We start from the raw sequence: 15,509 nt of genomic DNA on the forward strand, positions 1-15,509 counted from the left end.
GGCTGTGTCACCCGAGTGTCAACATTGTGAGGAGGCCAAGACGCTATGTGGTCATACAAACAACGAGAGGTATCGGTGGTTGATGAATGAGGCGATTTTCATGGCGCAGAAAGGGCGGAGACCTCCCCAGCTACATCCCGGCACACACGTCCCAAGCGCGGGCTGCTTCCTTCCGGACCTGACCCAGTACACAAGATAGTGTTGCGGGAGAACCAAGGAGGCCTCCATCGATATGTCGTTAAGCTTGCTTAACTGCGGGGCATTATGTGGCAAGGCTGGATGCAATGCAAGGAGGATTCATGACCTCATTCGTTAACTGTTTATCTTCTAGGCAATTTTCCTACTGATCGTCCGGCTCTTCCAATAGCAAATACTCACCAACCCAAATCGCCGCAAGCATGGTGGCCCACGCGACCAATAGCGACAGCGTGAGTTGTCCAGGAGTAATCCACGTAATCACCAAAAACGGAATACTCGGGATAAGATGCAAGGCAAGGTGACGTGAGCGAGCAAATTGTGGTGTGAATCCCACCCACTGTAACAACCAAATAATCATCACCGTTGTCGCACTCCATAACGCAGCAGGCCAGCCACTCACCGCCACTAATACAGGCAGTAACAGCCAGGCCCCGCGATGGGGAGGCTGGTAACCTGGCCAATATCTGATCGCAAGCCATAACCCCACGAGTGCTAGCGTTTGCAGCGCGAGAGTACTCGGTGAGCCACCCAATTTAGCTTCAGATTGCAAAGCCATCATCCCCGCGAACATGGCAACCATCACCGCACCGAGTAATAGCTTGACGTGTGGATGTCGGTCGGGATTGAACCAGAGAGACAAAGCCGGCAAAAGCAATAGCGTGCTCGCGGCTAACAGCGCAGGGAGATGTGGCAAGGTAAAGGCAAAAATCGCCATCGCTAGCGCTAAGCACCAACTCGCGAATTTATCTGGATAGAAAAAGAATAAAGCAGACGCGCCAATCGCTAGACTATTCAGGGAAAACGTGGCGCTAATCCCCGCGACAGCGATAACCGTCAGCACCAACACGGGCCAGAGAAACAGTGAGATTCGCATGCACACTCCTTGTGCGGATATCTCTCACCAGTGTAGCGATCAATGCCCCGCACGCACCAGTGTTAGCGTTGGATCATAGGTATGATTCGTATCCGTGATCACTTTATTGACCGTATTGGTAATAAACAGAGGCCGATCACTCACATCGATCTGGGCGGTGATCACATAATCGTGCGTCGTCGTAATTTGGCTCGGATCATAGTTGAGGGAAAAATGCAGAGGCGCTTGTTGCCCCTCCGTCACGAAAGACTGTCGACTGATCACTTTGCCTGGCGCATCGATGTTTTTAATCTCTACCAAGCGCACTGTCACACTGGCATTTTCGGGCAACGCAAGGCGTTCTCGATACACCAAGCTACCAGAAACATTTGCTAAATCATTAGGTTGGCTATTTCCAGAACAAGCAGTAAACACCAAAGCAGTGAATAAGGCGAACAATAGAAACGTTAGTTTCTTCATTAAAGAATCCTCACTGAAGCACGTTCAAATGCGGCAAAAACGCTAAGGTTATGATAGCTTGAACAATAACAATGGAAGCATAGCATGAATCAAGGACTTATGAGCCAACCACTGAAAGAACTCTTACAGCTGCTAGAGCTTGAGCGACTAGACACTGGCCTGTACCGCGGTCAAAGTGAGAACCTTGGACTCCCCCAAGTGTATGGTGGGCAAGTGATTGGACAGGCCTTATCGGCCTCCAAAACCTCGGTTGACCCTGATCGCTTTTTGCATTCATTCCATAGCTATTTTCTGCGCCCAGGCGATCCTGAGCAGCCGATCATCTATGATGTTGAGATACTCAGAGACGGAAAAAGTTTCAGCACACGGCGAATAAAAGCCGTGCAGTACGGCAAACCGATTTTTTATCTCACCGCCTCTTATCAAGAAGAGGAAGAAAGCTTTGAGCATCAAAACACCATGCCGACAGACGTGCCAGCGCCCGAGACCTTGCGCTCTGAGCAGTCACTTGTCAATGATATCGCTCACAAGCTTCCCCCTAATGTGGTCAAAGCCTTTGGGGGTGACAAGCCGATTGAAGTGCGACCTGCCACAGTGATCAACCCACTTAAACCCCATTCCGCGCCGGCTAAGCAATATCTGTGGATCCGCGCCAATGGTGAAGTCGGCGACGATTTTCATGTCCATCAGTATTTACTCGGCTATGCCGCCGATTGGGGCTTTTTGGTCACGGCCTTGCAGCCTCATGCAGTGACGCTACTTACGCCGGGCATGAAAGTGGCCACCATTGATCACTCCATGTGGTTCCACCGCCCGTTTAGAATGGATGAGTGGCTACTGTTTGCGATTGAAAGCCCCTCCGCCAGTGGTGCGCGTGGCTTTGTGCGCGGCGAACTTTTTAATCAGCAAGGCGATCTTGTTGCTTCAGCGACCCAAGAAGGCTTGATGCGTAAACTCTCCTAACCATCAACGTATCGAACCTGAGCGAATCAGAGCAACACGAAAAAGGGGCATCGCGCCCCTTTTTGATTGCTTCACTCCTGACTGAGCCGCTACACCTGCGCCTCTTCCTCTAGTGCGGCTAAATGCGCGCTGGCTTGCTGGAGTTGATACATCTGCCAATAGCGGCCTTGCTGACGCAGCAGGCTTTGATGACGCCCTTGCTCAATCACGCGGCCACGATGCAAGACGAGGATGTTATCGGCCTCGGCAATGGTCGATAAGCGGTGCGCAATCACCACCACTGTCATCTGTTGGCGTAACCGATTCAGCGCCTGTTGCACAAGCTCTTCGGTACCAGAGTCGATATTGGCGGTGGCTTCATCAAGGATCAGAATTTTCGGCTGACGCACCAACACGCGCGCCAGAGCCAACAGCTGGCGCTGACCGGCAGAAAAGGTCATCCCGCCCTCGCCAAGTAAGGTATCCAGCCCCGCTGGCAACCCTTTCACGTAATCTGCCAGCGCCACTTGTTCGAGCGCATGCCAGATTTTTTCATCGTCCAGCGTCTGCCCCAGCGCGATGTTTTCTCGCAAACTCCCCGTCAGCATGTGCGGATCTTGTTGCACCATGGCAACGCCCTCACGCAAGCTTTGATGACTCAAGCTTTCGATCGGTAATCCACCCAGCGTCAGCGTCCCCTCACCTGCGCGATAAAATCCCATCAGTAACGACGCCAAAGTTGATTTACCGCTGCCCGTATGTCCCACCAACGCCAGAAAGCCGCCCGCAGGGACGTCTACATTCACGTCTGACAACACCGGTGTTTCGCCATCATAGGAAAACGACACATTCTGCAGTGCGATAGCACCATCAGGGATCGGCGTGGTGTCATGACCATATTGCTCAGGCGGCGTATCCATCATTTCGAAAAGCCGCTCACCGGCCGAGATAGCCTGCTGAAGCAGTGACAGTTGCTGCATCATTTCAATCAATGGCTCGGTGATCCGCCCCAAGTAGCTTAAAAAGGCGTACAGCACCCCAACCCCAATCACTGCCGTGCCGCTAAAACCGAAGATAGCCACCAAAGACAGCAACGCTGCCCCTGCCAATAAATCAATCAAAGGGCGAAGATAGATCCCGTTCAGGCGTTGAATAGTCACCATGGCATCTAGGTGATCCGCAGTCATATCACTGAATCGCGAGGAGAACGCCCGCTCTTGCTGCATTAGCTGGATCAAATTCATGCCGAGCACAGATTCGTTCATCACCCCGTTGATGTCTGCTAGCCGATCTCGTGCCCGACGATACGCAGGCGCTGAACGTTTTTGATAGCGCGCCATCACCAGTACCACACACGGCAGTAGCACCAGCACCACCATTGTCAGTTGCACACTGAGCATTAGCATCGCCACCAGCATCACACCAATCAGTGCGATGTTACGTAAAAAGGTAGAAAGCACCGACACATACAGCTCTTTCAACGACTCGGTGTCATTGGTCAAGCGCGATACAATCCGCCCCATTGGCACGTAATCAAAGGCTGAAAGAGGCTGTTTAATCACGTTGGCGAACACCGCTTTACGAATACGTTGAATGATGGCCACCGCCATGGTGTTAAAACGCAGCTCGTACTGATACTGAAAGCCCGCGGAGACAATGGTCGATACGATATAACCCACCGCCAGTGCCCACATGATCACCGCCGGATAATGATCTTTGGCGACATAATTATCGAGAAAGATTTGCACCAAATAAGGCCCCGTCACTTCGGCCACAGCCGCCACCAGCAAGAAAACCGTGGCAATCACAAATTGACGCCTGTCGCGGCGCATGTAGCTTAGCAATCGAAATAAGATCTCTCGCTTAGTCATGACGCGGCTCCTCATCGGCTTCCAATGCCGCTTCCAGCTGCTGATATTGGTGCATTTCTTGATACCATCCTGGCTGTTGAATCAATTGGCGATGCTGGCCACGCTCTCGGATTTGCCCGTGGCTGAGTACCACAATTTCATCGGCGTTTTCGAGTGCCGATAAGCGGTGGGCTATCACAATCGTGGTACGGGTGTGCTGATGCTGTTGCAGGTTCTGCAAAATACGGTGCTCGGTGTCACCATCAACGGCTGACAAGGCATCATCCAAAATCAAGCACTCCGCTTCCACCAACAAAGCGCGGGCAATGGAAATACGCTGCTTTTGACCGCCAGATAAGGTGATCCCTTTTTCACCGACTGCGGTTTCATACCCGTGCGGCAGCTGACGGATGTCCTCATCAATGCAGGCAAGTGTCGCCGCCTGTTCGATTTCCGCTTGGGTCGCATCAGGACGACCAAGGGCGATGTTTTCCGCAATCGAGCGCGAAAACAAAAACGGCGTTTGCGTCACTACCGCGAAACGTTGTCGCCATGACGACAAGTCAGCCTCCGCTATCGACACATCACCATAGCGAATATCGCCCTTTTCAAGCTGGGTCAGATGAAGTAGCAATTGCAATAAGGTTGATTTACCACTGCCGACTGGACCGGCAATCCCCAGCATGGCCCCAGGCGGAAGCGTCACATGGATATCTTTGAGGGCAAAACTGTCATCCGGTTGCCACTTAAACTGCTCAATGGTCAGTGCTAATGGCTGCATGGTGTCAGGCAGCGGCGTGTCACCACCAACAATGTCCGGCTGCTCTTGCAGCAACGCATCTATCCGCGTCCAAGCGGCGCGCCCACGCTCAATAATATTAAATAGCCACGCCACTGCGAGCATCGGCCAAATCATCAAACCTTGATACAAGGTAAATGCGGTAAGATCCCCAAGCGAAATATCACCAGTGGCGACCATGTAGCCACCGCCAGACACGGTTAGGAAAAACGAAGCGCCAATGGTGCCTTGGATCACCGGCGAAAACAGCGCATCAACCCGTGCCACCGCGAGGTTTTTCTCCCCGGTACGATCGGCAACTTGATTAAACTGATTCATCTGGTGCTGCTCTAAGCCGAATGCACGTACCATACGCACCGCCGACAGTGAGGACTGACTCACCTCTGACAGCTCAGAAAACGCCGCTTGCGATTCAGTAAAGGTATGGTGCAAACGGCGACCAAAGCGATTAACCAGTACTGCCATTACCGGCATCGGTAACAGGGCTAAGAGTGTGAGCTGCCAGCTAATTTGGCTCACCATCACAATGAGCACAGCAACGCCTGTGATAATGGAATCCCCGGCAGTCAGGACCCCTTCACCGGCCGTCATTACCACTGCTTTCACATCATTGGTGGAACGCGCCATGATATCGCCACTCGGATAGCGACGGAAAAAATGCGGGGATTGACGGGTAAAGTGATCATAAAGCCGATTGCGCAGCACAGTGCCCAGCTCAGCCGCGGCACCAAATAGCCAGACTCGCCAAACGATGCGTAGAACATACACCACCACCCAAATGGCTAGCATGCCCGCGAGTAGCCACATCAGTAGCTCAGTGGAAATCTCGCCCGCGACCACGCCATCAACCACATGGCCCACGGCCATCGGCGGGATCAGCTCGAAGACAGAGACAAATACTAAAATAATCATGGCGCCGACATACCGACGCCATTCACGTTTAAAAAACCAGCCTAACTGCCAAAACACCTTCATGAGGTCTCCTTTTTATCCCCGCCTTTTTATCATCACAACGACCTATCGGATCGGTAAGGCGGTGGTGTACTTAAGCGCTTCCATGGCGAATGTTGATGTCACATTATTCAGACTTGGCACAGAATTGACCAGCTTTTTATAAAAATGATCAAATCGAGTCATATCAGCCACCTGCACCTTCATCATGTAATCATATTCTCCCGCCATACGGTAGAATTCCATCACCTCAGGGAACTCGGTCACCACCTCGGTAAAGGTCTTGTACCACTGCTCACTGTGATCATTGGTTTTAATGTGAACGAAAGCGGTAAATGCGAGGCCAACCGTTTCGGGGTCAAGCAACGCCACCCGCCCGCGGATCACCCCTTGTGATTCCAGCCGTTTCAGTCGCTTCCAACAGGGGGTGGTGGTTAAATTCACCCGTTCGGCCAACGCAGCCACAGACCAGTTAGCATCTTCCTGCAGCGCCGCGAGTAAAGTGCGATCTATCTCATCTAAAGTGATAGCCATAAAAAATTATTTCCATTAAGTGCTATAAGGGAGTTTTTTTTTCTCTTTTAATGGCATTATAGAGCAAAAATAGCAAGGTTTTTATCCCGCTCTTTACGTAAACTGGTGCTAATTACGTATTCGGAGACGCATGATGACAACCCCACAGCCTTGCCATACTTGGGTCGGTAACGCGATTCGCCTCATTGAAGCCGACTTTAAACGCTCTGCAGATACCCACTTAATTAAGCTCGATCTCCCCAGCTTTGCAGACATTGATATCTATCTGAAAGACGAAAGCACTCACCCAACCGGCAGCTTGAAGCACCGTTTGGCGCGTTCTTTGTTTTTGTACGGCTTGTGTAATGGTTGGATTGATGAGCACACCACCATCATTGAAAGCTCATCTGGCAGTACTGCCATTTCCGAAGCGTATTTTGCCCGTCTGCTTGGCTTACGTTTTATTGCCGTAGTGCCTAAAAACACTGCATGTAAGAAGATTGAGCAAATTCGTTTTTATGGCGGCGAAGCGCACTTTGTCGAGCGGTCAGATCAGATCTATGCCGAGTCTCGCCGCCTTGCTAAAGAGCTAAACGGCCATTACATGGACCAATTTACCTATGCCGAGCGCGCGACCGATTGGCGTAGCAATAACAACATTGCCAACCGCATATTTGATCAAATGCAGTACGAGCGCTTTCCGATCCCTCGCTGGATTGTGATGAGCCCGGGCACCGGTGGCACCTCAGCGACCATTGGCCGCTACATTCGCTATCGCTGCCAACCGACTCAGCTGATGGTGGCCGATGCTGAACATTCGGTGTTTCACGATTACTACCTCACTGGCGACAGCGCACTGACCACCGATAAAAGCAGTCGCATTGAAGGGATTGGACGGCCACGTGTCGAGCCCAGCTTTATTCCCGGCGTGATTGATAGAATGACCACAGTGCCGGACACTCACAGTATCGCCACCATTCACTGGCTAGAAAGCCAACTTGGCCGCAAAGCCGGCGCGTCCACCGGTACCAACCTGTACGGTGTCTTGATGTTGGCGAATGAAATGCGCGCCAACGGCGAGAAAGGCTCTATTGTCACCTTGCTGTGTGACAGCGGCGAGCGCTACCTAGACACCTATTACAACCCTGATTGGGTGCGCGAGCACATTGGGGATCTCGACCAAGCAACCCACGATTTGCAGACGGTGTTGGGGTAAAAGGCACAACAGCCTTATGGTTTGTGGTAGCGACGCTCCGGGCGACCGACGCTACCATAAGCCACCTCAGCGCAAAGCTCATCTCTTCCGACCATATATTCCAAGTAACGACGCGCTGTTGTTCGGCTCGCGCCAATTTGCTGCCCAACCTGCTCGGCATTTAGCGCTATCGTGGGAGCATTTAAAACCTCACGAATTTTATTCAGTGTAATCGCGTCTATGCCTTTTGGTAGTCGCGGTGAATAAGGTTCGCTCTTCTCCTTTACGCCCGACGCCAGTAGGCCATCAACTTGGCTTTGAATGAGTGAATCCATATTTGCAAGCTTTTGAACATGCGTAGAATATTGGTTTAACGACGTTTTTAATCGCTCGAAAACAACGGGCTTTAAAATATAATCAAATATACCGTTGTGCATGGCAGTGCGAAGAGTCTCTACCTCCTTAGCTGCCGTCACCAATATCACATCTGTATGCGCACTCTTGGCGCGCAATTCCCTCAGTAACTCCAGACCTGTGCCCTTGGGGAACTGATTGTCGAGAAGCAGTAATTGAGGTCGAAATACATCAAGCAAGTCTCTTGCATCATCCAAGTCATGGGCAATTCCCACTACATCAAACCCTTCGATTTTATCGATAAAGCGACGCTGAATCTCTGCAATTTTCGGATCGTCTTCTGCAATGACAATACTGATTAATTCTGTCATGTGTTGTCCTGATATGGATGTTGATCGAGCTCTTGCCATTTAGCTCTAGGTATATAAACCGTAAAGCGGCTTCCTGATAATCTACCTTGCTTATCACGCATATTCGGCTCAACTGTTACGATACCACCTAGGTGTGCAACTTGACGCTGAACTAAATCCAAGCCAATGCCATGACCATCGGTCTCTTTTGTTGTGTAACCACGCGTGAATATCGCCTCTGCTTGTTGGTGAGATAGACCTGCCCCCTGATCATTCACTTCGAAAATAAGCTCTTTACCGTAGTCAGAAAAACTCAGTGTGACTTGGCCATCGGGACCATAATGATCCAGCGTTGCTTCTAGGGCGTTATCAACGAGGTTACCTAAAATACTGACCAGCTGCTCACGCGGCAAAGCCTCTGGCAAGTCCTGCATATGGCTTTCTTTATCAACGGTTAATCGTAAACCTAACTCTCTTGCTCGATTATATTTACCCAACAGGCATCCCGCCAGAATGCTATCTGAAGTGACCTGCATCACCCGTTGAATAAAGGATTGGTGGCCTGAGGTTTCCTGGCCGATCATTCGCAACGCCTCATTTGTCGCCCCCATGTGGATCAGTCCAGCAAGAGTATGTAATTTGTTGTTGTACTCATGTGCTTGGCTGCGCAAGGACTCCGCATACTGTTTGATTCGCGTTAGCTTACGGCTTACCAAATCCACCTCGTCTTTCAACCTAAAGCTAGACACGACCCCCGTGATGAGACCGTTTTGCCGCAATGGAATCCGGTTAACAATAAGATTGTGATGATGAAGCCAAATCTCTTGATCAAAATCAGGCTCTCCCTCCGCCAGGACAGTTTCCATTCCGGTATCGGGTAATACATCCGTAATATGACGACCAATGTAGAGTTGGTCTTCTGGCAGCGCTAGCGTCTTTATGGCTGCACGATTGAATGTCGTGATATATCCAGATTGGTTAATCGCAACAATCCCTTCGCGAACAGTTTCTAATGTCACATTACGCTCCTGAAACAGACGCGCAATTTGCTCAGGCTCGAGATTGAAAATCGCTCGACGAAAATGATTAGCGAATAAGATCGCGGTAATAACACTAAAGATAAAGGCTGCGAGGATGGCGAAGAACATTGTACTGGAGTGATGTATGACGATTGCATCAACAGTGTCTAGTAAGTACCCCACCGAGACAATGCCGATAATCGATTTCCCGTCAGGACTGAAAATAGGCGCTTTCCCGCGCACAGACCAACCCACACTTCCCTCGGCTTGCGCAATGTACGCTTGACCATGAATCAGCGCAGGGGCATTGGTATCTCCGTCATCATCGGCCATCGATTTCCCTAAACGATCAGGTAAAGGGTGAGCAAGCCGAATCCCCACCTCATTGCCAAACACGACAAACCGTGCTTGAGCCGAACGTGCGAGAGCAACACTTAAAGGTTGCAAAAATGTTGAGTTCTCTTTTGATACGGCTTCAACCACATCAGGCATCGCCGCGATCGTCATCGCGACCCGCATCGCTTGCTGACCAATTTGCTCATTAAGGACTCTATCGAGGTAATTGATAGCAAAGTAGCCAAGCGTCCCTGTTTGTAGGATGGCAATCACACCTAAAATCAATACCATGCGCTGCTTTAGCTTCAAGCGACGCAATGAGAGAAACTGACGCATTGTGGTGGCGAGCTCCTTTCACCCAAGCATTCTCATGTTCTGTTAGTTTATCTGCGTTATGTTTTTATTGCAGTGAACAATATGAACAAAACCACCAAAACATTTTTTATTCACATTATTTTTACAATATATGAAATGCTCAACAACAGCATTAGAGTCCTCATGAGGAAGCAATCAATACATGAGGAAGCACAATGTTCAAGCAATATCGAAAAGGTAAATCAACAGCCATCGTCGCAGGTGTGATAGCAGCCGCGCTAAGCATTAACGTCCAAGCGAGCGTCGACAACATTCATTTTCTAGTACCAGGCGGCGCGGGTGGTGGTTGGGACAGCACAGCACGTGGCGTCGGGGAAGTACTTTCTAAATCTGAGCTTGTCGAACAGGTTTCGTACGAGAACATGTCCGGCGGTGGCGGAGGTAAGGCCATTGCGTACCTGATCCAAACCGCTGAGCAATCTACCGACACGTTAATGGTTAACTCCACACCGATTGTGATCCGCTCTCTTGCCAAAGTTTTTCCGCAATCGTTTCGTGATTTGACCCCAGTAGCGGCCACTATTGGTGATTATGCTGCGTTCGTTGTACCCAAAGACTCAAAATACCAAAGCTTTACCGATCTTGTGGAGCAATACAACAACGATCCTCGTTCCGTTTCTGTTGCCGGTGGGTCAGCGCGCGGCAGTATGGATCATTTAGTGGCAGCGCTCGCATTTAAAGCAGGTGGCGGCGACCCACGACAAGTCAAATACCTCGCCTACGATGCCGGAGGTAAAGCCATGGCAGGGTTGCTATCAGGCGAAACTCAGGTGCTCTCAACCGGTTTAAGTGAAGCGTTGACGCTTGCAGCAGCAGGTGAAGTTCGTATCCTCGCGATGACAGGGGAAGAGCGCTCTCCCGTTGCACCCAATGTGCCTACCCTCAAAGAGCTGGGCTACGACGCGACGTTTGTCAACTGGCGTGGCTTTTTTGGCTCCCCAGAAATCAGTCAAGCACGTGCGAAAGAGTATGCACAAGTACTGGGTGAGATGTATGACACACCTGAATGGAAATCCGTGCGCGATCGATACGGCTGGACCGAAATCTATAAGCCTGGCGACGAATTCATGCACTTTCTTGAACAACAAGAAAAAGAAATCGGCGCCTTGATGACTGAGCTTGGTTTCATGTAATCGCCTTACCGCAGCGTCGCCATGCTTCTTGGCGCGCTGCTTCTCCATTTTATTGGTTCATCTAGAGAGGGAGCTCCAATGACGATAACCAAAGACCATATCGGCGGCCTAATATTTCTGAGCTTTTCGCTTGCTTACGGTTATTACGCTAATCAAATAGCGCTTATTCCTGGCGATGAGTTTCAGCCCTTTCATGCCCGCACCCTCCCCAACTTTCTAGCCGTATTAGGGAGTGTGCTCGCGCTACTACAGTTGCTCACCGCCACAAAAAGTCGACACTCAACGCTTTCATTAGCCGGCTACGATTTTTGGCTTATGGGCAAACTTTTATTATTGATGGTCGCGTTTTCGCTTGCACTGAAATGGGTCGGTTTTTTGGTATCCACCGCGCTGTTTCTTGCTGGCGGTTATTGGTTGCTTGGTGAGCGGCGCCCCAAAGTTATTCTCTTGGCCTCAGTCCCTTTTGCTATCAGCTTCTGGTTTTTATTGACCCAAATGCTCGATATCTATCTAGCTCCTGGTCAACTTTTTCGCCTAGCACAAGGAGGGTAAGCGATGTTTGATGGAATTATGTCTGGGCTTGGTACTGCTATCATGCCCTTCAACTTACTCATGGTAATTGTTGGCTGCTTTGCCGGCACCTTTATAGGGATGTTACCCGGACTCGGCCCCATTTCAGCGATTGCCCTAATGATCCCGATCACATACGGGCTCGACCCATCATCGGGTATTATTCTGATGGCTGGCGTTTACTACGGTGCCGTTTTTGGCGGATCGACTTCCTCCATTCTTATCAACGCTCCGGGATGTGCCAGTACCGTTGTGACCGCGTTTGACGGTTATCCATTGGCGCAACAAAAACAAGCTGGAAAAGCCTTGGCGCTTGCCGCCTATTCCTCTTTCACCGGTGGCACGATCGGCGCCATCATCTTACTCTTTGCCGCGCCTGCGCTAGCAAAAGTATCTTTGAGTTTTCAATCCAGTGACTACTTTGCACTTATGGTGCTGGGACTCACGGCTGTGGCTGCATTTTCCGGTAAAGGGCGCGTGCTTAAAGCCATGATGATGACTGTCTTTGGCCTGATGATCGCGACAGTTGGCATTGATGTGATGTCAGGCAGCCCACGATTTACCTTTGGAAATGTCGATTTAATTGATGGTATCAGCTTCTTATTACTAGCAATGGCAACCTTTGCATTAACGGAAGTTGTGATGACAGTGCTGAGGGGGGAGCACAAAGAAAAAGACGCGCAGATCGATATGACCTCACTCGGCAGCATGAAGCTAAGCAAAGAAGAAATAAAACACGTCGCCCCGACCGTCGGTCGCTCATCATTTTTTGGCTTTCTTGTTGGCGTATTACCCGGCGCAGGCGCAACGATCGCCGCCTTTTTAAGCTATGGCATGGAAAGAAACTTTGCGCCTAAGGCACTTAAAGAAAGATTTGGGCGCGGAGCGTTGCGTGGGCTTGCCGCCCCAGAGTCTGCTAACAATGCCGCCTCGACAGGATCCTTTGTTCCTCTACTTACGCTTGGTATTCCGGGCTCTGGCACGACCGCCATTATGCTCGGGGCACTAATCGCTTATGGCATTCAACCCGGTCCACGCCTTTTTATCGACAATCCTGATGTGTTCTGGTCCGTGATTATCTCGATGTACTTCGGTAATCTGGTTTTGTTAATTCTCAACCTACCGCTGATCCCTTACATCTCTCGTCTGTTGGTGATCCCACGCCCCATTTTAATCCCATTGATATTGTTTTTCTCCATCACGGGCGTTTATCTGGTCAGTTTTAATGCCTTCGATATCCAAATGATGGTCGTCATCACCATCATCGCCACCTTTTTGAAACTGCTAGACTTTCCAATGGCTCCCATGCTTTTAGGGTTTATTCTAGGCGATATATTGGAGAAAAATCTTAGCCGTACACTGACACTGACGGATGGTAGCTATGCATTCCTATGGGAAAGGCCACTAACACTTACCATCATGCTGTTAGCGGTACTCGCTTTGTTACTGCCTGGCTTTATCGCCGTCTGGGATAAAAAACGAGGTAAGAAAAGCAGTTCAACCCAAGCGACCGAGCACGCGACAGATTGATAAAACGCACAAAAGTATTAATACGCTAGTCCGTATCTTTATCTATCCGCGTCTGCAGGGCATCAAACTTGTCGTGCAGGCGCATTAGTTCAAGCTCGAGTTTTAGATTGATCTCGTAGGTGGCTTTTTGCTCCATCCTGTCTTTTGCCGCTTGGCGGTTTTGCGACATCATGATGATCGGTGCTTGGAAAGCCGCCAGACTAGATAACCCAAGGTTCAGTAAAATAAAGGGATAGGGATCGAATGATGCGTCTCCCACTAACCAAACCGTATTCACGACAATCCAGCCAATGATGAATGCGAAGAAAAGCCCGATAAATGACCAAGAACCGCCAAATGAGGCAATTTTATCCGCCACCATTTGCCCGGTGGTCAGGCTTTCATGAAAGGACTTGTTGACGTTCTCAGAGACAGACGTGTTGTTAGCAATACTCTCAATAACTTTCTTTTCTCCCGAGCTAAGACTACCAAACGGCTGGCCGAGCAAGGCTTTGGCTAAGTTCTCAAAATACTTTTTCATCTGTCACTCCATGCTAACGTGCACGACACCAACAAGGTATCGTGCAGACTTTATCATTAAGCCATTGAAATAGAGTAGATTAACTTAGAGGCTTAGCAAACAGAGTATCCTTTATCATGCAAACTAAATCCGGCGGGCACGAATAGTGCGACCTTTAACTTTTCCATCATTGAGTTTACGTAATGCGGCTTTAACGCAAGATTGTGACACGGCAATAAACGCCACATTGTCGAGTACATTAATTTTGCCGACCTGCTTACCATCAATGCCCGCTTGGCCAGTCAGCGCACCTAAAATATCACCCGCGCGTACTTTTTGCTTTTTACCCGAGTCAATCATCAAGGTTGCCATCTCAGGCTGGTAAGGCGCAGTGTCGAGCAAATGCTGCGACGGCAGGGCTTCGGGGAGAAAATCACGATCATATTGATCGCCAATCATCGCCAGCTTATAGTGCTCGGCATCGTTATATAGCGAACACGCCACCCCTTTTTTGCCAGCGCGACCGGTACGGCCGACACGGTGTACATGAGTTTGCGGATCGTGGGCGAGTTGATAGTTGATCACCATATCCATGTCATCAATGTCTAAGCCTCGCGCAGCCACATCAGTGGCCACCAGCACGGACGCACTTTTGTTGGCAAATTTTACCAAGGTGCGCTCACGGCCACGCTGTTCAATATCGCCATGCAAGGCAACGGCGCTAAAACCATCATCTTCTAGGTTATCGCAAACTTGTTGTGTTTGAGCTTTGGTCGTACAGAACACCACACAACTTTGCGGCTGAAAATGTAATAACAGTAGCTTTAACGCTTGGTAACGCTGCTTGTTGTCATCGACTTTATAAACGTGTTGCGTGATTGTACTTTGCGTTTGCACCTCATCCACTTTAACGGAGACAGGGTGGCTCAGCACTCGCTGGGCAATCGCATTGATCGAACGCGGGAAAGTGGCGCTAAATAACAAGGTTTGGCGATGAGCAGGAACACGCGCAATGATGGCATCCAAGGTATCTTGGAAGCCCATATCCAGCATCTGATCGGCTTCATCCAACACCAAGGTCTCAACATCATCAAGGCGCAAGGTGCCTTTGCGTAAATGGTCATCCACACGCCCTGGAGTGCCAACAATAATGTGTGCACCATGCTCCAATGAGCCAATTTGTGGGCCAATCGATACACCGCCACACAGCGTCAGCACTTTGACATTATGGCGACCACGCGCCAACTTACGCATCTCAACCGCCACTTGCTCGGCCAGCTCACGGGTTGGGCACAACACCAAAGATTGCACGCGAAAGCGTTTCACGTTCAGTTTGGCTAACACACCTAAGCTAAATGCCGCCGTTTTCCCCGAGCCAGTTTTAGCTTGGGCAATAATGTCTTTGCCACTGAGCACAGACGGTAAACTCTGCGCCTGAATGGGCGTCATCTGCGTATAACCCAAGGTTGCCAAGTTATCGAGTAAATCAGCAGGTAACGCGAGCGAGGAAAAAGCGGTATCAATCAAAGTCGTATCCACAGCAAAAGTAAATCATGCCGCGC

The 15,509-nt window shown here is 50.1% G+C and carries 14 protein-coding genes and 1 other RNA gene; 5 read left to right on the forward strand and 10 right to left on the reverse strand.

The annotated features are described in order from the left end of the window. Positions 1-121 precede the first annotated feature (121 nt). The 3 genes from ffs to BZG20_RS06870 all read right to left on the reverse strand — a co-directional run bounded on the left by ffs (position 122) and on the right by BZG20_RS06870 (position 1,531). An RNA gene (ffs, locus tag BZG20_RS06860) (signal recognition particle sRNA small type) lies at positions 122-218 on the reverse strand. A gap of 122 nt (positions 219-340) precedes the next feature. Next, positions 341-1,072, reverse strand: coding sequence for a hypothetical protein (locus BZG20_RS06865; RefSeq protein WP_077578531.1), 732 nt, complete (start codon positions 1,070-1,072; stop codon positions 341-343). Between the two features lie 39 nt (positions 1,073-1,111). Next, complete coding sequence (locus tag BZG20_RS06870; protein WP_046073620.1) at positions 1,112-1,531, reverse strand: YbaY family lipoprotein; 420 nt, start codon at positions 1,529-1,531, stop codon at positions 1,112-1,114. Positions 1,532-1,630: 99 nt separating this feature from the next. On the opposite strand from BZG20_RS06870, the gene tesB reads away from it, so the two are divergent. Further along, complete coding sequence (gene tesB, locus BZG20_RS06875; protein ID WP_046073853.1) at positions 1,631-2,494, forward strand: acyl-CoA thioesterase II; 864 nt, start codon at positions 1,631-1,633, stop codon at positions 2,492-2,494. 89 nt (positions 2,495-2,583) lie between these two features. Here tesB and BZG20_RS06880 read toward each other — a convergent pair whose 3' ends face one another. From BZG20_RS06880 to BZG20_RS06890, 3 genes are read right to left on the reverse strand one after another with little or no spacing between them, the layout of a single operon-like run. Next, positions 2,584-4,344, reverse strand: coding sequence for an ABC transporter transmembrane domain-containing protein (locus tag BZG20_RS06880; RefSeq protein WP_077578532.1), 1,761 nt, complete (start codon positions 4,342-4,344; stop codon positions 2,584-2,586). Further along, complete coding sequence (locus BZG20_RS06885) at positions 4,337-6,097, reverse strand: ABC transporter transmembrane domain-containing protein (protein ID WP_077578533.1); 1,761 nt, start codon at positions 6,095-6,097, stop codon at positions 4,337-4,339. Before BZG20_RS06885 ends, BZG20_RS06880 begins: the two co-directional genes overlap by 8 nt. Positions 6,098-6,139: 42 nt before the next feature. Further along, a complete protein-coding gene (locus BZG20_RS06890) occupies positions 6,140-6,607 on the reverse strand; it encodes an Lrp/AsnC family transcriptional regulator (RefSeq protein ID WP_077578534.1) in 468 nt (155 codons plus the stop codon). 130 nt (positions 6,608-6,737) lie between these two features. Here BZG20_RS06890 and BZG20_RS06895 point away from each other — a divergent pair, with 130 nt between their 5' ends. Further along, on the forward strand, positions 6,738-7,802 hold the full coding sequence (locus tag BZG20_RS06895) for a PLP-dependent cysteine synthase family protein (RefSeq protein ID WP_077578535.1): 1,065 nt from the start codon (positions 6,738-6,740) through the stop codon (positions 7,800-7,802). 14 nt (positions 7,803-7,816) lie between these two features. On the opposite strand, the gene BZG20_RS06900 is transcribed toward BZG20_RS06895, so the two are convergent. Continuing rightward, positions 7,817-8,506: a response regulator gene (locus BZG20_RS06900; RefSeq protein ID WP_074213090.1), complete on the reverse strand. Its 690-nt coding sequence runs from the start codon at positions 8,504-8,506 to the stop codon at positions 7,817-7,819. After that, entirely contained in the window at positions 8,503-10,176 is a 1,674-nt protein-coding gene (locus BZG20_RS06905; RefSeq protein ID WP_077578536.1) for a sensor histidine kinase, read from the reverse strand. Before BZG20_RS06905 ends, BZG20_RS06900 begins: the two co-directional genes overlap by 4 nt. 194 nt (positions 10,177-10,370) lie before the next feature. Here BZG20_RS06905 and BZG20_RS06910 point away from each other — a divergent pair, with 194 nt between their 5' ends. The 3 genes from BZG20_RS06910 to BZG20_RS06920 are packed head-to-tail and all read left to right on the forward strand — an operon-like array spanning position 10,371 to position 13,448. Next, positions 10,371-11,348 carry a tripartite tricarboxylate transporter substrate-binding protein gene (locus tag BZG20_RS06910; RefSeq protein ID WP_077578537.1) on the forward strand — a complete coding sequence of 326 codons (978 nt, stop codon included), beginning with the start codon at positions 10,371-10,373 and terminating at the stop codon, positions 11,346-11,348. A gap of 21 nt (positions 11,349-11,369) precedes the next feature. Further along, on the forward strand, positions 11,370-11,900 hold the full coding sequence (locus BZG20_RS06915) for a tripartite tricarboxylate transporter TctB family protein (protein WP_241828640.1): 531 nt from the start codon (positions 11,370-11,372) through the stop codon (positions 11,898-11,900). 3 nt (positions 11,901-11,903) lie between these two features. Beyond that, positions 11,904-13,448, forward strand: coding sequence for a tripartite tricarboxylate transporter permease (locus BZG20_RS06920; RefSeq protein ID WP_077578539.1), 1,545 nt, complete (start codon positions 11,904-11,906; stop codon positions 13,446-13,448). 25 nt (positions 13,449-13,473) lie between these two features. On the opposite strand, the gene BZG20_RS06925 is transcribed toward BZG20_RS06920, so the two are convergent. Continuing rightward, a complete protein-coding gene (locus BZG20_RS06925; protein ID WP_077578540.1) occupies positions 13,474-13,968 on the reverse strand; it encodes a DUF1003 domain-containing protein in 495 nt (164 codons plus the stop codon). 123 nt (positions 13,969-14,091) lie between these two features. Then, positions 14,092-15,474 carry an ATP-dependent RNA helicase DbpA gene (gene dbpA / locus BZG20_RS06930; RefSeq protein WP_108743407.1) on the reverse strand — a complete coding sequence of 461 codons (1,383 nt, stop codon included), beginning with the start codon at positions 15,472-15,474 and terminating at the stop codon, positions 14,092-14,094. Between the last annotated feature and the right edge of the window lie 35 nt (positions 15,475-15,509).

It is taken from the genome of Salinivibrio sp. IB868 (genome assembly GCF_001995655.1).
GTDB classification, from domain to species: Bacteria; Pseudomonadota; Gammaproteobacteria; order Enterobacterales; family Vibrionaceae; genus Salinivibrio; species Salinivibrio siamensis.